This is a genomic window from Variovorax sp. 278MFTsu5.1, from assembly GCF_048305045.1.
Taxonomy (GTDB): domain Bacteria; phylum Pseudomonadota; class Gammaproteobacteria; order Burkholderiales; family Burkholderiaceae_C; genus Variovorax; species Variovorax guangxiensis.
On sequence record NZ_CP157622.1, the window covers coordinates 6228536 to 6248276 of the forward strand.

Genomic DNA, 19741 nt, shown 5'->3' on the forward strand with positions numbered 1-19741 from the left:
CGCGACTCGCGCGCTACACGAGCAACGCCGTCATTTCAGGATCGCACGAAACGTCAGGCTGATGCGCTCGCCAACGCCTTCGGCCTTGGGAATGGCGTGGAGCCACTCCCGTTGGACGGCGTCGGACATATAGAGCAGCGAGCCGTGGGAAAGCGGGTAATGGAAGCGCAAGCTGCTGTCGGCCTTGCTGCGGTATGCGATAGACCGGGTGGCCCCGACCGATACGATGGCGACGCCGGTGCCGGGTGCCAATGCCGCGATGTCGTCCGAATGGAAGCCCATCGACGACGCGCCATCGGCATAGTGGTTCAGCAGGCAATTGTTGGGACGGAACCCGAGCGTGGCTTCGATCCTGCCGCACAGGACTTCCAGTTCCGGGGGAATCGGCACCGCCTCATAGGCAATCTGCGAATAGTCGTAGGGCACGCCGAAGCTGGCGGTCTTGCGTGCGCGCATGCGCTCGTCCCACGTCACCGCGGACCGAAGCCATTCAAGAAGGGCATCGGGCGACGCGATGAACGCGGGATCGAGGTGGATGGGCGGGCCGCTCATGGGCCCGCAGGATACAGGGACCGTTGCTTCGCGATCAGGGATACAGGCCGCGCTCCTGGCGAGCCATCAGGATGCGCTCGCAGGCCACCGCGTAGGTCGCAGTGCGCAGCGTGATCTTGTGCTTGTCCGCCGTGTCCCAGATGTGGTTGAGCGCGTTCATCATGATGCGGTCGAGGCGCACGTTGATCTCGTCCTCGTCCCAGAAGAAGGACGAGAAGTCCTGCACCCATTCGAAGTAGCTGACCGTCACGCCGCCGGCGTTGCAGATCACGTCGGGCACCACCAGCACGCCGCGCTCGGCGAGGATGTCGTCGGCCTGCGGCACGGTGGGGCCGTTGGCGCCTTCGAGCACCAGCTTGGCGGTGGTCTTCTGCGCGCGTTCGGCGGTGAGCTGGCCTTCGAGGGCAGCCGGAATGAGGATGTCGCAGGGCGTGTTCCAGAAGTCCTCGTTCGGCACGATGTCGCCGCCGGCCTTGAAGCCGACCACGCCGTCGGTGCGCGAGATGGGCACGAGCTTGGCGAGGTCGAGGCCGTTGCTGTTGACGATGGTGCCGGTGTGGTCCTGCACGGCGACGATCTTGGCGCCGGCCTCGGCGAAGAGTTCGGCCGCGACGGAGCCCACATTGCCGAAGCCCTGCACAGCGATGCGCGCGCCGCGCAGGTCCATGCCGAGGCGGCGCGCGGCTTCGCGGCCGGTGACGAACACGCCGCGGCCGGTGGCCTTCACGCGGCCCAGCGAGCCGCCCAGGTGCAGGGGCTTTCCGGTGACGACGCCGGTGGCGGTGCCGCCGACGTTCATCGAGTAGGTGTCCATCATCCACGCCATGATCTGCGCGTTGGTGTTGACGTCGGGCGCGGGGATGTCGGTGTGCGGGCCGATGATGATGCCGATCTCGCTGGTGTAGCGGCGGGTGACTTTCTCGAGCTCCTGCAGCGAGAGTTTCTTCGGGTCGACGCGGATGCCGCCCTTGGCGCCGCCGTACGGCAGGTTCACGGCAGCCGTCTTGATGGTCATCCAGGCCGACAGGGCCATCACTTCTTCCAGCGTGACGTCGGGGTGGAAGCGGATGCCGCCCTTGCCGGGGCCGCGGCTCATGTTGTGCTGCACGCGGTAGCCCTCGAAGTGGGCGATGGTGCCGTCGTCCATTTCGATGGGCACGTCGACGATGAGCGCGCGCTTGGGGCGCTTGAGGGTTTCGACCCAGCGGGCCAGCGGGCCGAGGTACGGCACGACGCGGTCGACCTGCGAGAGATAGGTGCCCCACGGGCTGTTGGCTGTAGGACTGACGAAGGAGAGTTGTTCGCTCATATGAGTTCCCTTGCTTGGTTTGTTAGGGTGGCTGCAACGATAGACCTCCGCCGCGCGTTGCGCCATGGCTTATGCGCGCCGCGGAGGCGGTTATGCAAGAGAGGTTGGCTGGCCTGCCGGGTCGACATTGCGCCGATGTAATCGCGGCGTGCGGAGGCTGACCGGCTCGCTTCCTAGATTGGCATGGTCGCGCCATCCCGGCGACGACGGACAACCAGGAGATACCGACCATGCCGCACCGCAAGATTCTTGTTTCTTCCTCCCTTCTCGCCGCCGTCGCGCTGACTCCGCTGGCAGCGTCCGCCGCGGGCGAATACCACTTCGCCCCCACCGAGGCCGGCGTGACGCGCTATCCCGATCACGCGAAGCAGGATCCGTCGCGCGACAGGGTCGTGGCAGAGCTGGCAACGGCGCAGAAGCAGCCCGCCTGGAACAACGTGAGCCGCGGCGCGCCCTGGCCTGCCGCGCGCACCGGCCAGCCCGCCACGCGCGAAGCGGTGGAGGCCGAGGCCATCAAGGCGATGCGGGCGGGAACGATCCCCTCGGGCGAGCGATAGGCATGCGCCACATCCGTAGATGACAGAAACGTCATCGACGGGTTATCGACCCAGCAGATCCGCTTCGTAGAGTTGGCTTCACCAACCATGGCAAACCAACCGACGTCACACATCAAGGAGTAACGAATGAGCAAGCAAGCTTCCGCCACCCGTCTGATCGGCACCGCCGCCCTCGCCGCCCTGCTGGGCACGATCGCCGCGCCGAGCTTCGCCGGCAACTACGCCGAGGGCGATCCGCGTCCCGCGCCGCTGGTCTCCTCGACCACACGCGCCGCCGTGACCGCCGACGCGGTGCAGTGGCTGAAGACCGCGCCCACGCAGGGCTACACCAGCGGCTACGAGCAGCAGGCGGTGGTGGTGTCGGCCAACTCCCGCGCCGCGGTGGCTGCCGACACGCAGCTGTGGATCCGCTCGGGCCTGGCGGCCAGGCAGAGCGGCGAGGCCGGTGCCGACACGATGAGGCCCGGCTACCGCGAGGCCGCCGCCGAGTACGCACGACTGCGCGCGAGCCCTGCCTACAGCGCACTCGTCGACCAACTGAAGAACCAGCAAGCGGCCGCGCAACCGCAGACCCAGCTACGCTGACGGGGATGGAATGCCTCGGCCCCTTCGCTCCTTGGGTAAGCGAGGGTAGGCCGGCGGCAGTTCCTTGGTTCTATCTCCTATAGCCTGCCTCCATAACCCGCATCTTTTGCCACGAATCGATGCCCGAGCCGGATAATCCTCCGATGCTCGACCTGGACCGCATCGATCTGCGTCTGCTGAAGATCCTTCAGGAAGACGGCCGCATCACCAACCTCAAGCTCGCCGAGGCGGTGGCGCTTTCGCCCACGGCTGTGCTGGCGCGGGTGCAGCGGCTCACGCGCGACGGGTTCATCCAGGGCTATGAGGCGCGGCTCGATCCGCACAAGCTGGGCCGCGGCTTCACCGTCTTCGTCGAGGTGCTGCTCGACCGCACCACGCCCAACGTGTTCGACCAGTTCAAGGCCGCGGTGCAGGTGCGCGACGAGATCATGGAATGCCACATGGTCGCCGGCGGCTTCGACTACCTGCTCAAGACCCGCATGGCCGACATGGCCGCCTACCGCGAGTTCGCGGGCACCGTGCTGTGGCAACTGCCCGGCGTGCGCGAAACGCGGACCTATGCGGTGATGGAAGAAGTGAAGAACAGCGCGCGGCTGCCGCTGGGGGTGTGAGCCGGGCCTGTCAGGCCGGCTTGGCGTAGTTGCGGCCGCCGAAGATCGCGGTGCCTACCCGCACCATCGTGCTGCCGGCGCTGATCGCGGCTTCGAGATCGCCGCTCATGCCCAGCGAGAGTGTGTCGAGCGCGATGCCTGCGTCGCGGATCGACTGGTACACCGCATGCGCGCGCAGGCACAGTTCGCGCTGCGCTTCGAAGCCGGTGGCCGGCTCGGGAATCGCCATGAGCCCGCGCAGCCGGAGTTGTGGCAAAGCCGCCACAGCGCGCGCCAGCGCGAGCGCCTCTTCCGGAGGCACGCCGGACTTGTTCGCTCCGCCGTCCACATTAACCTGAAGGCATACATGCAGCGGCGGCAGGTGAGCCGGGCGCTGGGCCGAAAGGCGCTCGGCGATCTTCAATCTGTCGATGCAGTGGACCCAGTCGAAGTGCTCGGCCACGGGCCGCGTCTTGTTGCTCTGGAGCGGCCCGATGCAGTGCCATTCGAGGGAAGAACGCAGGTCGGCGAGTGCTTCGATCTTGTCCAGCCCCTCCTGCACGTAGTTCTCGCCGAAGGCCGACTGGCCCGCCGCATGCGCCTCGCGCACGGCCTCGGGGCCGAAGGTCTTGGACACCGCCAGAAGGCGCACTCCGGCCGGGTCGCGGCCGGCCGTTACACATGCCTTCGCGATCCGGTTGTTTACTTGCTGGAGGTCGTCGCCAATCATCGTCATAATCGTCCAAAATCGTATCAAAACGTCACGAAACCCGAGCCGAGGAGCCCCGTGGACATCACCCAACTGCTGGCGTTCAGCGTCAAGAACAAAGCCTCCGACCTGCACCTTTCCGCGGGCCTGCCGCCCATGATCCGCGTCAACGGCGACGTGCGCCGCATCAACGTCGACGCGCTCGACCACAAGGGCGTGCACGCCATGGTGTACGACATCATGAGCGACACGCACCGCAAGCACTACGAAGAGTTCCTGGAGGTCGACTTCTCCTTCGAGATCGACGGCCTCGCGCGCTTCCGCGTGAACGCCTTCAACCAGGCACGCGGCGCGGCCGCGGTGTTCCGGACCATTCCGTCCAAGATCCTCACGCTCGAGCAGCTGAACGCGCCGAAGATTTTCGGTGAACTGGCGCTCAAGCCGCGCGGGCTGGTGCTGGTGACGGGCCCCACGGGCTCGGGCAAGTCGACCACGCTGGCGGCGATGATCAACTACCTCAACGAGAACGAGTACGGCCACATCCTCACGGTGGAAGACCCGATCGAATTCGTGCACGAGTCGAAGAAGTGCCTGATCAACCAGCGCGAGGTGGGGCCGATGACGCTGTCGTTCTCCAACGCCCTGCGCTCCGCGCTGCGCGAAGACCCCGACGCCATCCTGGTGGGCGAGCTGCGCGACCTGGAGACCATCCGCCTGGCGATGACCGCCGCCGAAACGGGCCACCTGGTGTTCGGCACGCTGCACACCTCCTCGGCCGCCAAGACCATCGACCGGATCATCGACGTGTTCCCGGGCGAAGAGAAGGAAATGATCCGCGCCATGCTCTCGGAGTCGCTGCAGGCCGTGATCTCGCAGACGCTGTGCAAGACAAAGGACGGCCAGAGCCGCGTGGCGGCGCACGAGATCATGCTGGGCACCCCGGCCATCCGCAACCTGATCCGCGAGGCCAAGGTGGCGCAGATGTACTCCACCATCCAGACCGGCCAGGGCTCGGGCATGCAGACGCTGGACCAGAACCTGACGGAACTGGTGCGCCGCAATACCATCTCGGCAGCGGAAGCCCGCGGGAAAGCCAAGATCCCCGAGAACTTCCCCGGCTGACCCCAGGCCCTCCCGGAGCAAAGACATCATGGAACGCGATCAAGCCAGCCAGTTCATCAACGACCTGCTCAAGCTCATGGTGAGCCGCAACGGCAGCGACCTGTTCATCACCGCCGACTTCCCGCCGGCCATCAAGGTCGACGGCAAGGTCACCAAGGTTTCGCAGCAGGCGCTGGGCGCGCCGCACACGCTGGCGCTGACCCGCTCGATCATGAACGACCGCCAGACGGCGGAGTTCGAGCGCACAAAGGAATGCAATTTCGCGATCTCGCCCACCGGCATCGGCCGCTTCCGCGTGAACGCGTTCGTGCAGCAGGGCAAGGTCGGCATGGTGCTGCGGACCATTCCCGCCAAGCTGCCGACCATCGACGGCCTGGGCATGCCGCAGGTGCTGAAGGACGTGTCGATGACCAAGCGCGGCCTGTGCATCCTGGTGGGCGCCACGGGCTCGGGCAAGTCGACCACGCTGGCGGCGATGATCGACTGGCGCAACGAGAACTCCTACGGCCACATCGTGACGGTGGAAGACCCTGTCGAATTCGTGCATCCGCACAAGAACTGCGTGGTAACGCAGCGCGAAGTGGGCATCGACACCGACAGCTGGGAAGCCGCGCTGAAGAACACGCTGCGCCAGGCGCCGGACGTCATTCTGATGGGCGAAATCCGCGACCGCGAAACCATGGAGCACGCCGTGGCTTTCGCCGAAACGGGCCACCTGTGCATGGCCACGCTGCACGCCAACAGCGCCAACCAGGCGCTGGACCGGATCATCAACTTCTTCCCCGAAGAACGTCGCGCGCAGCTGCTGATGGACCTGTCGCTGAACCTGCGCTCGCTGGTTTCGCAACGGCTGGTGCCAACGGAAGACGGCCTGGGCCGCGTGGCCGCAGTGGAAGTGCTGCTGAACACGCCGCTGATTTCCGACCTGATCTTCAAGGGCGAGGTGGGCGAGATCAAGGAAATCATGCGCAAGAGCCGCAACCTGGGCATGCAGACCTTCGACCAGGCGCTGTTCGACCTGTTCGAGAGCCACTCGATCAGCTTCGAGGACGCCATCCGCAACGCCGACTCGGCCAACGACCTGCGGCTGCAGATCAAGCTCAACAGCCAGCGCGCGCGCAGCACCGACCTGGCGGCGGGCACGGAGCACTTCGCGATCGTCTGAGGCCGCGGAAGGCCGGCCTCCGCCGCACGACGCCTGCGGCGGAATGGCCTTAAGCTGTCGCCCCATGAGCAGCATCAACCCCCGCACCTACGAATCCATCCCCGCGCGGACCGTGGCCTTCCTCGGCCTCGGCGTCATGGGCGGCCCGATGGCCGGCCACCTGGCCAGGGCCGGCCACAGCGTCACGGTCTACAACCGCACCGCCGCCAAGGCGCAGGCCTGGGCCGAGGAATTCGGCCCGCCCGGCCGCCACGCCGCCACCCCGCGCGAAGCGGCCGCCGGCGCCGACATCGTGTTCTGCTGCGTCGGCAACGACGACGATCTGCGCTCGGTGGTGCTGGGCGACGACGGCGCCTTCGCCGGCATGAAGAAGGGGGCGGTGCTGGTCGACCACACCACCGCCTCGGCCGACGTGGCGCGCGAGCTCTCCAAGGCAGCGCAGGCGCTGGGCCTGCACTTCATCGACGCCCCCGTCTCGGGCGGCCAGGCCGGCGCGCAGAACGGCGCGCTCACCGTGATGTGCGGCGGCGACGCGGCGGTCTTCGAGCGCATCAAGCCGGTGGCCATGGCGTTCTCGCGCGCAGTCACGCTGCTGGGCGAGAGCGGCGCCGGCCAGCTCGCGAAAATGGTCAACCAGATCGCCATCGCGGGCCTGGTGCAGGGCCTGTCGGAAGCCATCGCCTTCGGCCAGCGCGCCGGTCTCGACATGGAGGCCGTGCTCGGCGTTATCAGCAAGGGCGCAGCCCAGAGCTGGCAAATGGAGAACCGCGGCAAGACCATGATCGAAGGCAAGTTCGACTACGGCTTCGCGGTCGACTGGATGCGCAAGGACCTGGGCCTGGTGCTCGACGAAGCCAAGCGCAACGGCGCGCGCGTGCCGGTGACGGCGCTGGTCGACCAGTTCTACGCCGACGTGCAGCAGGCCGGTGGCCGGCGCTGGGACACCTCGAGCCTCATCACGCGGCTCAAGTGACGCAATGAAGAAAGCCCGCATCAGCGGGCTTTCCTGTCTTGGCGTGCCGGATCTTCAGCGCACCGGCGAGGTCGTCACGCCGTTCGAGGAAGGCGCCGGCGTCGACGAGCCCGCGGGGGGCAACGGCTCCATCGGCGGCAGCGGCACGCGCGAGGTGGACGACGACGAGGGCGCGGACGGCGTTGCCGAAGTCACCGGCGCCGGCCCCGTGCCACCGCGCTGCGCGGCAGCCTGATTCGCCGCCTGGCTGGCCGCCAGATCGGCTTCGCTCACGACCTCGACCACGCGCACCACCTTCACCACGCCCGACACGCCGCGCGTGATCTCGGTCGCGCGATCGGTCTCGCGCCGCGTGGCGATGCCCATCAGGTAGACCACGCCGCGTTCGGTCACCACCTTGAAGGAATTGGCGAAGATGTCCTTGGCGTCGAGCAGCGAGGCCTTCACCTTGCCGGTGATGTAGAGGTCGTTCGAGCGGTCCTGGAAGGTGCTGGAGGAACCGACGGTCAGCTCGTTGACCACCGAGCGCACGTTCACGATGCGGCTCACCTCGTCTTCGACGCGGCGGCGGTCGGCATCGCTGCCCACGGCGCCGGTCAGCAGCACCTGGCGGTTGTAGCTGGTCACGCTGACGTACATCTGGTCGTTGGCGATGTCGCGCACGCGGGCCGCGGCACGCAGCTCGATGCCCTGGTCGTCGAGCTGGGCGCCCGAGCTGCGGCGGTCGGTGGCCACCATGCCCACGCCCACCACGGCCGCGCCGCCCACGACGAGCGGCACGCAGGCGGAAAGGCTCGTGACCAGTGCGGCGCCCAGTGTCAGGGCCAGTGCGAAACGTTGGGTCGATGTCGTCGTCATGGTCTTCAAGGTCATGAGGAAGCTTCCTGTTCTCCGAGTAGCTGGGCGTCCACGCCGTCGCAAAGGCAGTGCAGTGCGATCTGGTGGATCTCGTGGATGCGCGCCGCACGCTCGTGCGGCACGCTGATCTGTACGTCCGTCTCGCGCAGGGCGCGGCCGATGGCCCCACCTGCGCCCGATGCCGCGTTGCCCAGCAGCGCGACGACGGTCATGTCGCGCTCGTGCGCCGCGGCCACTGCTGCCAGCACCGATGCCGACTGGCCGCTGATGCTCAGAGCGAGCAGCACGTCGCCGGCCTGGCCGAGCGCGCGCACCTGGCGGGCGAAGCGGTCGGCGTCCGTTGCTTCGGCACTGTCGGCGCCTGGGTCGGTTGCATCGCCGGGCAGCGCGATGGCGCCGAGCTCGGGCCGCTCGCGTTCGAAGCGGCCCACGAACTGCGCGGCGAACTGGGCCGCCAGCAGCCCCGAGACGCCGGCACCGCAGGCGAGCACCTTGCCGCCGCTGGTCACGCAGGCCAGCAGGGCCTGCATCGCTTGAGAGATGGGTTTGCTGAGTACCGGCCCGGTCTGGTACTTGAGGTCGGCACTGTCGATGAAGTGCTGCTGAATCCGTTGCTCGAGCATGGGGCGGGATGATAACTGGGGGCTGTGAAACAAGACGTTCGAGTGTGGAGCCTGCATTGCGGCTTCAGTTCCCTCGGGCGGCGCGTCAGCCGGCATCGAAGGCGGCCTGCAGCCAGGTTATCTTGTCTTCCACCAGCACCACGTCGAAGCGGCAGGGCGGCACCGTGCGCAGCCGGCTCAGGTAGTGCTGCGCGGCGAACACGATGCGCCGCTGCTTCGGCCCGGTGATGCTGCCGCCCGCGCCGCCGTGCGTGCCGGAGCTGCGATGGCGCACTTCCACGAACACCAGCGTGCCCGTGGGCGAGGGACGCGGATCGCGCATGATCAGGTCGATCTCGCCGCCGCCGCGCCCGGGCGTCCGATAATTGCGGGCGAGCAGCACGAGGCCCGCGTCCCGCAGGTGGTCGAGCGCGGCGTCTTCCGCCGCATCGCCCCGATGCTTCGTTGTGGTGTCGGTCTTCATGGCCCTCCCTGGCCGGCTCTCGAGAGTCTTCTTTTTCCTGCTTGCTGCCTGTTCGTTCCGACGGAGAAACCCCTTGGCTTCACTCGCTCCCGCCTCTTTCGGCGCAGCCCTCGCGGCAGCTCATGACGCCGCGGGTGCGCAGCATTATCCGCAGGGCACGCTCTACGTCGTCGCCACGCCCATCGGCAACCTGGCCGACATCACGCTGCGCGCCCTGCACGTGCTGCAGTTGGTCGATGCCGTCGCCTGCGAGGACACCCGCCACACGCAGAGCCTGCTGCGCGCCTACGGCATCGACCGCCCCGGCTCGCAGCTGCTGGCGGTACATCAGCACAACGAGGCCGAGGCGGCGCAGGCGGTTGTCGCGCGGCTCGCGCAGGGCGAGCGCATCGCCTACGTCAGCGACGCCGGCACGCCCGGCGTGAGCGACCCCGGCGCGCGGCTCGCGGCCGCGGTGCGCGCCGCCGGACAACGCGTGCTGCCGCTGCCGGGCGCCAGCAGCGTGACCACGCTGGTCGGCGCGGCGGGGCTGGTGGCCGAGGGCGGCCACGACGGCAATGCCAGCAGCGCTTTCGTCTTCGCGGGCTTCCTGCCGAGCAAGGCCGGCGAGCGCGATGCGGCCGTGCAGGCGCTGTCGAAGGAACCGCGCGCGGTCGTGCTGCTGGAGGCACCGCACCGCATCGAGAACCTCGCGCGCACGTTGGCCACGCTGGGCGAGCGCCGCGTCACCGTGGGTCGCGAGCTCACCAAGCAGTTCGAGGAAATCGCCACCGTCGCCGCAGGTGCCCTACCCGACTGGTTCGCCACCGACCGCGACCGCACGCGCGGCGAGTTCGCGCTGGTGCTGCACCCCGTGGCCGTGAGCGGTGACGGCGGGGCCGAAGGCGAGCGCGTGCTGCGCCTGCTCCTGACGGAACTGCCCGTGAAGACGGCCGTGAAGCTGGCGGCGGAGATCAGCGGCGCCCCGCGCAATACGCTGTATGACGCCGCGCTGCGCATCCGCGACGAGGCGGAGCAGAACTAGCCGTCCAGTTCGGCGTAACGCCTGAAGATGCCATCTTCGTTGAACGCGATACGGCGCGGACTCTGCAGATAGTCATGCACGCGCTGGCGTCGCTTGACGTTGGCATGCAGCCTCTCCACCGCGGGCGTGGCGGCGAGTGCCCGCGCCGATGCCTTCGGAAACGCGTAGCGCAAACCGTCCACAAGCTGGAACAGCGACAGGTCGGCGTAGGTCAGCGTGTCGCCCACCAGATGCTGGCTGCCCGCAGGGTTGCGCTGCAGCACGCGCTCGAACCAGCCGAGGAACTTCGGTATGCGCTCCTCGCGAAAGGCCTTCGCGCGCTGCACGGCCGCGTCGCGCTGGTCTTCGTAATAGGCGCCGACCGAGATCGGATGGTGCGTGTCGTGCGCCTCGGCCACCGCATCGGCGATGGTGAGCTGCAGCTGGTGCGTCCAAAGCCCGTCCGATTCGCCTACGCCCGACAGGCCGAGCCTGGGGCCCAGATACAGCAGGATCGCGGCCGTCTGCCCGACCACGATGTCGCCATCGACGAGGAACGGCGGCGCGAAGGCAGGGCGCGCGGCCTCCGGGTCGTCCAGCCGCTCACCCAGAGCGGATCCGCCACCGCCCTCGCCCTCCGGCAAGCGCGCCACGTCGACGTAGTCCGCGCCGGCAGCTTCGAGCGCGAGCCGGACGAATTCACCTCGGCCCTGGATGGTGGGCCAGTAATGGAGTTGGTAGGGCATGCGGGAGATGGTGGCACGGGAGGGGAGCGGGGGCAATCACGGGCGCGGCGCAGCGAGGGGCGAGGCTTAGCGCAACAGCACCTCCAGTGCATTCCGTGATTGAAGCTCTTGCTCGAGTCCCTCTTCAAGGAGCGCGAGTGATCGGAGGAAGGAGCGAGCAGAAGGCTCGCTCGATCTCCTTCGTTTTCGAAGACGCCTTCAACAACTGCGGATAGGTTTTCACCTTTCTTGCACCTACCGTGAAGCTCATCATCCGAAAGGATTTCTCTCCGTCGTAAAAAATCATCCCATCCAATCCATCGCCGACATTTCTCTCAAGATGCCTGAAAGACCGCAATGTACGGCTCAGCTCAGCGAAGGATTCACCATCGCGCTCCATGAAAACTCTTCTGAGCAGATCATCTGGAATTTTCAAGCGGCGATTATTTAAATACAAGATCGAATCATTATTCCTCCATTGAATATCGCAAGCGAAATCGATGCGATCGCTATTCGCGAAATCCTTGATTTTTTCCGTTATCTCTTGGCTGACATCGGCATTCCCAAGACTACCCCATGCGATGAAATGATCGCTTCGCGATCCGGCAAAAGAGTTAAATGGAAGAAAAATGAAAGTTGCGAAGGCAATAACGCTGCCCGCGCGCATCCAAACAGTACTCATCTTCACCCCCTTGTAGATTTTCTAGATCTGATCCTTGTCTTTCGGCCTGCGAGCAAAATCAAATATGCTATTGAGCTCACCACCCGGATACATCGATATAGGCCCCGCCTTCATATCGCTATGGAGCGCGAGTGATCGGAGGAAGAAGAGCACAAAAAGCCTCTTCCACATCCTCTTTCGACGGCATATCCCCCTTCGAAGCAATGGCCAGTGACTCAATGCGATGCCTCCCTCTTGTGAAACTCATCATTTTCATTTCGGGCTGACCCGTGTAGACGATAAGCCCGTCGAGGCCTTCATGATGTGGAAACTCGTCGTCTCTGTAGTTTTTCAAGGCAGCATTCAGGTGCTTCAACTTCGCTTTGCTTTTTTTCAGGAAAATATCTCTAACCAACCCATCATCTATCAGCGCTGGGCGCCTCTTCATGTATAAAAGCGAATCGCCCAACTTCCATTGGTCATCGCAATTGATGGATTTTCGAACCACAAAATCAGCGATCATCTGATCGACGACTGATTTATTGAGAGAGCGATCGAGGTTCACCCATACAACGTAGGGCCCACCCGCATAACCTGCCACAGCGATAGAGGGAAGCAATAAAACGAAGGAAAGTATTTTTCGAAATGGAAATTCGAAAGAACGGAAACTGATGTTTTTCATATCATCGAAGCGAAGGAGTTGTATTAGCGTCGGCACTTTTCGCAACTTCTATTCCCATCGCCTTATTGATTTCCGCAGCACTCCGCTCCTCGATCCCTGGGTCCAGAAGATCTTTCTTCGCTTGCTCATAGTAGGCAATCGGAACAAAATACTTCAGGTAGCTCGGGCTTCCCTTGTGCTTCACACTTTCCCCTTTTTTGTTTTTCGTCACGAATGGAGCGACGGGAAGGATGTTGAAGTACGAAAAATTGATCTGCTGCCCCTGATTTCCTCCTAGCAAGATCAATCCATTTGATCCATTTTTGGCATATACAAATCCGACATGTTGTCCCGTCCCAGATAAGGACGTGACCATGGCGACGGCCCCGTAGATGGGCTTTTCCAGCTCTACGAACAATGGATTTCTGATCTTTTTTCTGTCCTTCCCACTTTCTTTCTTGGGTCCGTCCACTTCATAGAATCCATGTGCGCGTGCCTTTGCTATTTTTCGTTCTGGAAAATTTTTATTTTCTATAGGATAGTTTGCTCGCATCAAACACCAATTCACAAAGGCAGCGCACCATGCGCTTTTTCGACCGAACATGGATTTGACGGTGTCATCAATTTCTATGTGATAGTTGATCTTTTCCTGCAGCGTGAGCTCCGTTTCACCTCGCCTGAGCTTCGCCTCCGCGATTGCAATCGGCATCCATGGCGCACGTCCAGATACCGGATTAATCAACGCCAGAACCTTCCCCTCCCCCTCTTTCGAACGCGCTGAATCCGAAGAGCCGATTGCCGTGGGAACAGGCGGGGGCGCCGGAGAAACAACGGGCCGCTTTGGCAGAGCCGCAGGGCTTGCAGTTGTGCTCACAGAGGGTGGCTTGGTCACCGTGGTCGGGTGAGGAGCGGGCGCCTCGCTGCCAAGCCTTCTCCTCTCACTCCCGCTGATCAGTAGCACCTCACCGGGATAGATCCTGTCGTGCCCCCGCTCGTTGGCCTCCCTGATGGCTTCCACGCTGGTGCGATACAGCTTCGCGATCTTCCAGAGGCTGTCGCCCGGCTGGACGACATAGCTCATGGGCGTTCTCTGCCCAAGGGTCGAGCTGTTGATCTTTTCCGAGCCGGCGACGCCCTTCCACCTCTTGAATCTCGCCAGCAGGTTGAAATCCTTTCCGACGTCGCCCTCGATGGTTCCGACCGTCACGGCCTCCCTGCTCTTCGGATCCGCCACCTTGACGTGCACGGCCGACTTGTCGGCGGGGTGAATCACAGGAGGGAATCGCCCTGCGGCATCGGACTTGACGGTTTCCTCCTTGCCTCCTCTTTGCAGAATGATCTCCGTGCCGGGCAATGGCTGGCTGCCGTCGGTCGCGTTGATCCTGCTCACGGCAACCCAGGTTTCCTTCCTGGTCCCGGCGTTGGCGTGAAACCCCTCGATCTCCGCGATGCTGCTCACGATCTTTTCGAGTTCGGCGTCGCTGCACTCGCCGATTTTTCTGCCGGCCGGAATGCCACTGGTCTTGAGCAGATCGCGCACATATTTTTCCGTGTCGTTTTCCTTCTTCGGGGCGTAGATGGGAATGGCTTCCGGAATCGTCCTGTCGCCATGCAGGCGCTTCAAGTTGGCCTTCAATTCCTCTCGCCCCGCGTCTTCGTCGGGAAAGATCAGGAAGGTCCTGCCCGATCTGGTGGTGGCGAATCCGACGTAACCCTTGGCCTTTCTGGGCGCGGGCACGCCATCAACCATCCGGGCAGTCAGGTCGCCGGGATTGTTGATGCGCCACGGCAGCGTTCCGCCCGAGCGCAGCAGGTGACGGCCGTCTTCGCAGATGAATTCGGCGACTTCGATGTTGGGGTGGTAGGTTGCAGATATCAGTCTGGACATGCGGGTGTTTCCCTAGCTCAAGCCAAGCCGTTCAGGTGGGCTTCGATGGCGGACTCGGAAAGAAAGTGGCCGGGGTCGAAAGCGCCTGCAGCCGCTGCATACATGGAGCCTTCCGCTCCCGGCGATTCGGTCTCGCCGCCGTCATCGGCCCGGTCATCGTCTTCCGCGCTGTCTGGCTCGGAGCGGATCGTCGGAACGGGCGTCCAGTCCCACGCTTCCTCGCCCACCACCAGCACCGCCTCGTCCGGCGTTTCGAACGCGACGCGGGGCAGCCGTCCGTCGTCGGGAATGACGCCTTCGGCCAGCGTTTGGCGCTTCTCGCCGAGGATCCGGTAGGGCAGCCCCGACATGCCCGCGTGCTTGAAGATCTCGTCGCTGCCAAGGGGCGCGAAGCGCACGCTGTACCTGTCGTCGTGGCTCACGCCTTCCATGCGACGGCGCTTGGCCATGTCCATCGGCCCTGCATAGCTGTGGGTGGCCGCGTGCTCGCGCCAAAGGCCCTGGGTGCCGTGTACGATGCCGGAGGCACTCCACCTGGAAAAGCTGCCGCCGCCGTTGATGACGACCTCTTCCTTGGCGCTGATGCTGATCCTGTCGGACTCCATCTTGATGTCGAGCCTCGCCAGCAGGTTGATGCTGTTCTGCAGGGCGACGATGTCGATGCCGGCCGTGGCTGCGGTCAGGCGGATGGCCTTGTATGCGAAAAGGCGTACGGCTTCTTTCACGCTCACCAGAAAGCTCCTGCCGGCGCTGATGCTGGTGTGCCCGCCGCTGCTCAGCGCGTTGTGCGTGATGCTGGCGATGTGGGTGGCGCCCGCCGCCGTGCTCTGGATGCCTGCCGCACTGGCGAGCACTAGGTGCGGTTCGCGGAGTTCAGGGAAATCTCCCTGCCGCGAATGGCGGCCCTTGATCGCATCGTTCTGTTCCTTGAGGGCCTGGGTGACCGCGTCCTGGTCGCCCGCTTCGTGCGCTTTCGCTTCCTGCGCGGTCCGGCTCTGCCGTTCATGCAGGTCGCGCGCGGCCGTCAGGCGTGCGACTGTTTCCCCAAGATCGGTGATGTGCGCATCGGCTCCGGGCCTCGGCTCGGTGCTGAGCAGCAAGCCCCTTGCTGCGCGCACCGCGGCATGGCCATCGGTACGCAACTCGGCGCCCTCGCCGCGGTCGTCCTTGCGGCCTGCCGTGTCGTCGATGCGCCCGATGTGGCCGAGGCTCAGGCTGCTGCTGAGATGGTCGCTCTTGAGCTGTGCCTGGATCTTTCCGGGTTGATCGTCCAGCACCAGGTGGTTGCCGCGCGATCCGCCTGCTGCACCCGCCTTCAATTCACGGCTGCGCAGGCCCGATAGGTTCTGCTGGTCGGGCAGCCGCCACGCGGGCATGTTCTCGGCATTGAACACACGGCCGGTGATGATGGGACAGTCCGGGTCGCCGCCGAGGAAATCGACGACCACCTCCTGGCCGACGCGCGGCAGCGCAGCCGCCCCGAATGTCTCTCCGGCCCAGGCCATGGATACGCGGATCCAGCAGCTGGAGTTCTCGTTGCGTTGCCCGATGCGGTCCCAATGGAACTGCACCTTCACGCGGCCGTACTGGTCGACCCAGATCTCTTCGTTCTTCGGCCCGACGACGATGGCAGTCTGAGGTCCGCGGGTGCGGGGCTTCGGAGTGACGCGCGGCGGGCGCCACGCGTGGCTCACGGGCTGCGCATCGAAGCAGAAGCGCTGGACGGAGCCTTCGCCGGCATCGGCGCCTTCGGTGGCCCGGAGGTTCTCCCGCAACTCGTAGTCGACGGCAGTCAGAAGGTACTTGCGGTTCTGATCGTCCCTCGGATGGCCCGCCAGCTCGAAGATGCAGCCCGGCGCGAGTTCTCGCCTGTTGGAGCGGCCGCTGGCAACGCTGCCACCGCTCAGTTGCTCTTCGACGCGGGTGCGTGCACAGGCCTCGCCGTCGTCGTAATGCCTGTACCCACCGGGCCATTCGTACAGCTCGAGCTCGTCGTGCGAGTGGCCGGTGCGCAGCTCCCGCCGGCTGGAGAGGTCGGCCTTTGGCTTGAGCGGGTCGTAGTCGTTGGTGAAGTGCAGGCCGGAACGGACTTCTTCGCTCGTGCGCCACTCATGGATGCGTTCGTTCGAGCCATCGCCACCGCCGGTCATTCCCGCCTTCTCCAACGGATGAAACCGCACCGTCTCCCCTCCGGGCATCGGATCGTGCGAGCCCAGCACGTCATCCGCAAACACCAGCACCTGCCGCTGAGCCTCATGCCGGAAGTAGTAGTAGATGCCTTCCAGCTCGCACAGCCGCGAGACGAAGGAGAAATCGCTCTCGCCGTACTGCACGCAGTACTCCCACACGCGGTAATCGCGGGCCAGCCGCTTCTCCATGGGGTAGCCGTAGGCTTCGAGCACGTCGGCGACGATGTCCGGAACGGTCCTGCCCTGGAAGATTCGGAAGTCGCTGCGTCGCGTCGCGAGCCACAGCCATGGGCGCAGCTTCATTCGGTAGAAGCTATGGCGTGCGTCCTCTCCGGCCAGGCCGAAGGACGCGACGACGCCGCCCAGGTAGCGCGTGCCGCCGCTCTCGGTCTGCATCGCCAGGGTAACGGTCTTGCCGAGCAGCATCTTCGGATCGACGCTGTTGCTGCTGCCCAGCAGTTCCACATCGAAGTCGTGGAGCCGGCTCAGCGCCTCGCGGCCGGTCAGCCAATGGAATTGCAGCGCTTCCCGCAACGGGGTCTGAATGGAAACCCGGCGCGTCATCGCACCACCGCGGACGCAACGGCGCACGGCGCCGGGCGAACGTGCCGGCGCGTGCCATCGAAGATGGACATGGATCCTCCCTGAAATCATTCGTTGCCGCTCTGTTCGGCGGCATGTTTCGTCGGAGTATCCAAGTGCGCGGCGTCTTTCGTTCGGCGCCGACGAATGCTTCAGCGGATTCGTGAACGAATGCGCGCAGCGGCTGCGACGCCTCTGTGTGCGTCGGATCGCAGGTGTCGAATGTTCACAAGCCGCATGGGACGCGGCCGATGCGGATCACGCGTTCGCGAACCTGTCCGCGTACGCGCGGAACATCGCGTTGCGCTCGTCGAGCGCCTCCTGCGTCGCGGGCACCATGATCGGCGCGCCTTCGCTCGCGAAGGCCTGGCACTGCTCGACATACGGCCGCAGCTTCTCGTGATAGACCGGCGACGCCGCAGCCATGTCGCCGCCGTGCTCGGTCCAGGTGTTCGCCAGGAGTTCCGCCGAGACCATCGCCAGCGTCGTGCCCATGCCCGACAGCAGCGCGGCGCAATGCCCCGCATCGCCGATGACCGCGACATTGCCCTTGATCCAGCCCGGCATGCGCGTCTGGCTCACCGAGTCGAAGTAGAAGCCCTTGGCATCGGGGTCGATGAAGGCCGCGCGCATCGCAGGCACCTGCCAGGCATCCACGCGCGAGAGGAACCGGCCGAGCAGCCTGCGCTGCGCATCGAGGTCGCGGTAGTCGTAGTCGATCTCGGGGCTGGCGACGATCATCATTCCCTGCGGCCCGTCGCCGGCGTCGCGCACGGCGATGGTGAGGCCGGGCACGTTGAGCATCGCCCGGCGCCATGGCCGGCCGGGCGGCAGATCGACGAGCGCGACGTAGTGGCCGAAGTGCCGCACGTAGTCCCTCTCAGGCCCGAAGGCCAGCCTGCGCACGTTGGAGTGCAGGCCGTCGGCGCCGACGACCAGGTCGTAGCGGCCCCTCGCGCCGTCGGTGAAGCCGATGTCCACTCCGCCCGCTCGATCGTCGAGCGACACGATCGAAGTCCTGAAGCGGAACTCCACGCCCGACGGAATGGCGTCCAGCAGGATCCGGTTGAGGCGGTCGCGCGTGATCTCGATGTCCTCGTCCGTCTCGTTGGCGAACCAGCGCAGGTCGAGCGAAGCGACCTGCGCTCCGCTGCCGTCGAGCACAGGCGCCGGCTCGGCGATGGCGACCTTCTCCTCGGCGATTCTCTGCAGGAGGCCCATGCGCTGCGCGGTGGCGAGCGCGCGGCCGCGAACGTCGATGGGCGCGCCGCCCGGGCGCAGCCCGTCGGCGCGCTCGACCACGGTGACCCGGTGGCCCAGGCGGGCGAACCAGTAGGCGGCCGACAGGCCGGCCATGCTGGCGCCGGAAACGAGTACGTCCATGGGCTGATCCTCCTTCTGCGGCTAAAGCTTGAATTCCCGAGCCATCTGGATCACCGCCTGCTTGTCGAAGGCGTTGATCTCGTCGATCAGTTCGTTGGTGAACAGCCGGTTCGGGTCGCCGAGTTCGCTCGCGAGCTTGGGGTTCTTGCTGGCCTCGGCGGCCATCTCGACGTTGGCCTTCCATTCGGCCGTCGACGATGCGCCCATGCGCTGGTCGGGGTCGTCGGGGCGGCGCATCCAGCTGTTCTTGCGGTCCTTCAGGATGAAGGCGAGCTCCTTGCGCGCGTCGTCCTCGCTTCGGCCCTTGGGCCGGCTCTCGGGATAGACCGCCCAGTGCAGGTCGATCGCGGCTTCGAGATTCGCGTTCGAGAACAGGGTCGACTTCGCGATGCCGCGGAACAGCGCCACCAGCGACTTGCGGTCCTCCTTGAGCATCTTGCGCGGCACGCACATCCAGCCCGAGCCCACCTGCGCGAACCTGGGCGTGAGCGGCACGTAGCGCAGCTTCGTTCCCACCAGCTCGATGCGGGCGGCTGCGGTGTCGAAGGCCACCATCGCGTCCACGCGGTCGTTGTCGATGGCCGCGCCGGCCGGCGCGCCGTCGCCGATGGCGATGTACTCGCAGCCGTCGTCCTTCAGGCCCAGCTCGGCCAGCATGGTCCTGGTGATGACGATGCCGGTGTCGCCCTGGCTGCGCACGCCGATGCGCTTGCCCGCGAGGTCGGCGGCCGACTTGATCGGGCTGCCGGGCTTCACCACGATGACGTTCGCATTGCGCGGCAGCCACTTGTAGACGCTCACCAGGTCGAGCGACGGGTCCTTCGCCATCGCGGGCAGCAGGATGCCCGGCACCGCCGGCCCGAAGTCGACGTGGCCGGCGCGCAGGCTCTGCAGCGCCTGCGTCATGCTCGACATGTTGACGTACTCCACGTCCACGCCGCCGGGCTTGTAGAAGTTCAGCTTCGGGTGCTGGCCCGCGGTGCAGAAGCACTGCTGCGGATCGTTCACCGCCGCGGTGTTAGCCACCTTCATCACCCGCACACTCTGCGCCAGCGCCGGCAGGCTCCCGGCCAGGCCCAGGGCGCCGAGGCCCAGGCCGAAATCACGTCGCGTCAACATGGCTCGCTCCTTCATACGGAAAAA

The 19741-nt window shown here is 65.4% G+C and carries 20 protein-coding genes; 7 read left to right on the forward strand and 13 right to left on the reverse strand.

Annotated features, from left to right (window positions below):
* Window positions 1-30 precede the first annotated feature (30 nt).
* Both ABL844_RS28955 and ABL844_RS28960 read right to left on the reverse strand, forming a co-directional pair.
* A complete protein-coding gene (locus ABL844_RS28955) occupies window positions 31-552 on the reverse strand; it encodes an alpha-ketoglutarate-dependent dioxygenase AlkB family protein (RefSeq protein ID WP_126025787.1) in 522 nt (173 codons plus the stop codon).
* A 34-nt stretch (window positions 553-586) separates the two neighbouring features.
* On the reverse strand, window positions 587-1861 hold the full coding sequence (locus ABL844_RS28960) for a Glu/Leu/Phe/Val family dehydrogenase (protein WP_418118134.1): 1275 nt from the start codon (window positions 1859-1861) through the stop codon (window positions 587-589).
* A 230-nt stretch (window positions 1862-2091) separates the two neighbouring features.
* On the opposite strand from ABL844_RS28960, the gene ABL844_RS28965 reads away from it, so the two are divergent.
* The 3 genes from ABL844_RS28965 (at window position 2092) to ABL844_RS28975 (ending at window position 3614) form a co-directional block, all read left to right on the forward strand.
* Entirely contained in the window at window positions 2092-2418 is a 327-nt protein-coding gene (locus tag ABL844_RS28965; RefSeq protein WP_418129799.1) for a DUF4148 domain-containing protein, read from the forward strand.
* 126 nt (window positions 2419-2544) lie between these two features.
* Entirely contained in the window at window positions 2545-3003 is a 459-nt protein-coding gene (locus ABL844_RS28970) for a hypothetical protein (RefSeq protein ID WP_126025784.1), read from the forward strand.
* Window positions 3004-3146: 143 nt separating this feature from the next.
* Window positions 3147-3614 carry an Lrp/AsnC ligand binding domain-containing protein gene (locus ABL844_RS28975; protein WP_019657564.1) on the forward strand — a complete coding sequence of 156 codons (468 nt, stop codon included), beginning with the start codon at window positions 3147-3149 and terminating at the stop codon, window positions 3612-3614.
* A 10-nt stretch (window positions 3615-3624) separates the two neighbouring features.
* On the opposite strand, the gene ABL844_RS28980 is transcribed toward ABL844_RS28975, so the two are convergent.
* Window positions 3625-4329, reverse strand: coding sequence for a YggS family pyridoxal phosphate-dependent enzyme (locus ABL844_RS28980; RefSeq protein WP_418131966.1), 705 nt, complete (start codon window positions 4327-4329; stop codon window positions 3625-3627).
* 51 nt (window positions 4330-4380) lie between these two features.
* Between ABL844_RS28980 and ABL844_RS28985 the strand changes: the two genes are divergently transcribed.
* From ABL844_RS28985 to ABL844_RS28995, 3 genes are all read left to right on the forward strand, one after another.
* A complete protein-coding gene (locus ABL844_RS28985; RefSeq protein ID WP_126025783.1) occupies window positions 4381-5424 on the forward strand; it encodes a type IV pilus twitching motility protein PilT in 1044 nt (347 codons plus the stop codon).
* Between the two features lie 28 nt (window positions 5425-5452).
* Entirely contained in the window at window positions 5453-6589 is a 1137-nt protein-coding gene (locus ABL844_RS28990) for a PilT/PilU family type 4a pilus ATPase (protein WP_126025782.1), read from the forward strand.
* A gap of 64 nt (window positions 6590-6653) precedes the next feature.
* On the forward strand, window positions 6654-7562 hold the full coding sequence (locus tag ABL844_RS28995) for an NAD(P)-dependent oxidoreductase (protein ID WP_369660625.1): 909 nt from the start codon (window positions 6654-6656) through the stop codon (window positions 7560-7562).
* Between the two features lie 54 nt (window positions 7563-7616).
* Here ABL844_RS28995 and ABL844_RS29000 read toward each other — a convergent pair whose 3' ends face one another.
* From ABL844_RS29000 to ABL844_RS29010, 3 genes are all read right to left on the reverse strand, one after another.
* Window positions 7617-8435 carry a BON domain-containing protein gene (locus ABL844_RS29000; protein ID WP_418129800.1) on the reverse strand — a complete coding sequence of 273 codons (819 nt, stop codon included), beginning with the start codon at window positions 8433-8435 and terminating at the stop codon, window positions 7617-7619.
* Entirely contained in the window at window positions 8432-9043 is a 612-nt protein-coding gene (locus ABL844_RS29005) for an SIS domain-containing protein (RefSeq protein ID WP_418129801.1), read from the reverse strand. Before ABL844_RS29005 ends, ABL844_RS29000 begins: the two co-directional genes overlap by 4 nt.
* A gap of 85 nt (window positions 9044-9128) precedes the next feature.
* Window positions 9129-9506 carry a YraN family protein gene (locus ABL844_RS29010; protein ID WP_418129802.1) on the reverse strand — a complete coding sequence of 126 codons (378 nt, stop codon included), beginning with the start codon at window positions 9504-9506 and terminating at the stop codon, window positions 9129-9131.
* Between the two features lie 73 nt (window positions 9507-9579).
* Between ABL844_RS29010 and rsmI the strand changes: the two genes are divergently transcribed.
* Entirely contained in the window at window positions 9580-10530 is a 951-nt protein-coding gene (gene rsmI / locus ABL844_RS29015; RefSeq protein WP_418129803.1) for a 16S rRNA (cytidine(1402)-2'-O)-methyltransferase, read from the forward strand.
* Here rsmI and ABL844_RS29020 read toward each other — a convergent pair.
* From ABL844_RS29020 to ABL844_RS29050, 7 genes are all read right to left on the reverse strand, one after another.
* The gene (locus ABL844_RS29020) at window positions 10527-11255 is read right to left on the reverse strand and encodes a glutathione S-transferase family protein (RefSeq protein WP_184642083.1); all 729 of its coding nucleotides are present in this window, start codon (window positions 11253-11255) and stop codon (window positions 10527-10529) included. The genes rsmI and ABL844_RS29020 overlap by 4 nt on opposite strands.
* 124 nt (window positions 11256-11379) lie before the next feature.
* Window positions 11380-11916, reverse strand: a complete 537-nt coding sequence (locus ABL844_RS29025; protein ID WP_418129804.1) for a hypothetical protein — start codon at window positions 11914-11916, stop codon at window positions 11380-11382.
* A 118-nt stretch (window positions 11917-12034) separates the two neighbouring features.
* Window positions 12035-12577: a hypothetical protein gene (locus tag ABL844_RS29030; protein WP_418129805.1), complete on the reverse strand. Its 543-nt coding sequence runs from the start codon at window positions 12575-12577 to the stop codon at window positions 12035-12037.
* A gap of 1 nt (window position 12578) precedes the next feature.
* Window positions 12579-14444, reverse strand: coding sequence for a LysM peptidoglycan-binding domain-containing protein (locus ABL844_RS29035; RefSeq protein WP_418129806.1), 1866 nt, complete (start codon window positions 14442-14444; stop codon window positions 12579-12581).
* A gap of 17 nt (window positions 14445-14461) precedes the next feature.
* Window positions 14462-17197 (reverse strand): type VI secretion system Vgr family protein, encoded by a 2736-nt coding sequence (locus ABL844_RS29040; protein ID WP_418129807.1) that lies wholly within the window; start codon window positions 17195-17197, stop codon window positions 14462-14464.
* A 276-nt stretch (window positions 17198-17473) separates the two neighbouring features.
* Entirely contained in the window at window positions 17474-18598 is a 1125-nt protein-coding gene (locus ABL844_RS29045; protein WP_418129808.1) for an FAD-dependent monooxygenase, read from the reverse strand.
* Between the two features lie 21 nt (window positions 18599-18619).
* Window positions 18620-19717: an ABC transporter substrate-binding protein gene (locus ABL844_RS29050; protein WP_418129809.1), complete on the reverse strand. Its 1098-nt coding sequence runs from the start codon at window positions 19715-19717 to the stop codon at window positions 18620-18622.
* Between the last annotated feature and the right edge of the window lie 24 nt (window positions 19718-19741).

What these genes read in the sequence shown, in the direction of transcription:
- ABL844_RS28995 (WP_369660625.1), top strand. Translation starts at nt 6,654, where the DNA reads ATGAGCAGCATCAACCCCCGCACCTACGAATCCATCCCCGCGCGGACC.
- ABL844_RS29020 (WP_184642083.1), bottom strand. Translation starts at nt 11,255, where the DNA reads ATGCCCTACCAACTCCATTACTGGCCCACCATCCAGGGCCGAGGTGAA.
- ABL844_RS28990 (WP_126025782.1), top strand. Translation starts at nt 5,453, where the DNA reads ATGGAACGCGATCAAGCCAGCCAGTTCATCAACGACCTGCTCAAGCTC.
- ABL844_RS29035 (WP_418129806.1), bottom strand. Translation starts at nt 14,444, where the DNA reads ATGTCCAGACTGATATCTGCAACCTACCACCCCAACATCGAAGTCGCC.
- ABL844_RS29030 (WP_418129805.1), bottom strand. Translation starts at nt 12,577, where the DNA reads ATGAAAAACATCAGTTTCCGTTCTTTCGAATTTCCATTTCGAAAAATA.
- ABL844_RS28965 (WP_418129799.1), top strand. Translation starts at nt 2,092, where the DNA reads ATGCCGCACCGCAAGATTCTTGTTTCTTCCTCCCTTCTCGCCGCCGTC.
- ABL844_RS28960 (WP_418118134.1), bottom strand. Translation starts at nt 1,861, where the DNA reads ATGAGCGAACAACTCTCCTTCGTCAGTCCTACAGCCAACAGCCCGTGG.
- ABL844_RS28975 (WP_019657564.1), top strand. Translation starts at nt 3,147, where the DNA reads ATGCTCGACCTGGACCGCATCGATCTGCGTCTGCTGAAGATCCTTCAG.
- ABL844_RS29025 (WP_418129804.1), bottom strand. Translation starts at nt 11,916, where the DNA reads ATGAGTACTGTTTGGATGCGCGCGGGCAGCGTTATTGCCTTCGCAACT.
- ABL844_RS29040 (WP_418129807.1), bottom strand. Translation starts at nt 17,197, where the DNA reads ATGACGCGCCGGGTTTCCATTCAGACCCCGTTGCGGGAAGCGCTGCAA.
- ABL844_RS28955 (WP_126025787.1), bottom strand. Translation starts at nt 552, where the DNA reads ATGAGCGGCCCGCCCATCCACCTCGATCCCGCGTTCATCGCGTCGCCC.
- ABL844_RS29045 (WP_418129808.1), bottom strand. Translation starts at nt 18,598, where the DNA reads ATGGACGTACTCGTTTCCGGCGCCAGCATGGCCGGCCTGTCGGCCGCC.
- ABL844_RS28970 (WP_126025784.1), top strand. Translation starts at nt 2,545, where the DNA reads ATGAGCAAGCAAGCTTCCGCCACCCGTCTGATCGGCACCGCCGCCCTC.
- ABL844_RS28980 (WP_418131966.1), bottom strand. Translation starts at nt 4,329, where the DNA reads ATGACGATGATTGGCGACGACCTCCAGCAAGTAAACAACCGGATCGCG.
- ABL844_RS29005 (WP_418129801.1), bottom strand. Translation starts at nt 9,043, where the DNA reads ATGCTCGAGCAACGGATTCAGCAGCACTTCATCGACAGTGCCGACCTC.
- ABL844_RS29050 (WP_418129809.1), bottom strand. Translation starts at nt 19,717, where the DNA reads ATGTTGACGCGACGTGATTTCGGCCTGGGCCTCGGCGCCCTGGGCCTG.
- ABL844_RS29010 (WP_418129802.1), bottom strand. Translation starts at nt 9,506, where the DNA reads ATGAAGACCGACACCACAACGAAGCATCGGGGCGATGCGGCGGAAGAC.
- ABL844_RS29000 (WP_418129800.1), bottom strand. Translation starts at nt 8,435, where the DNA reads ATGACCTTGAAGACCATGACGACGACATCGACCCAACGTTTCGCACTG.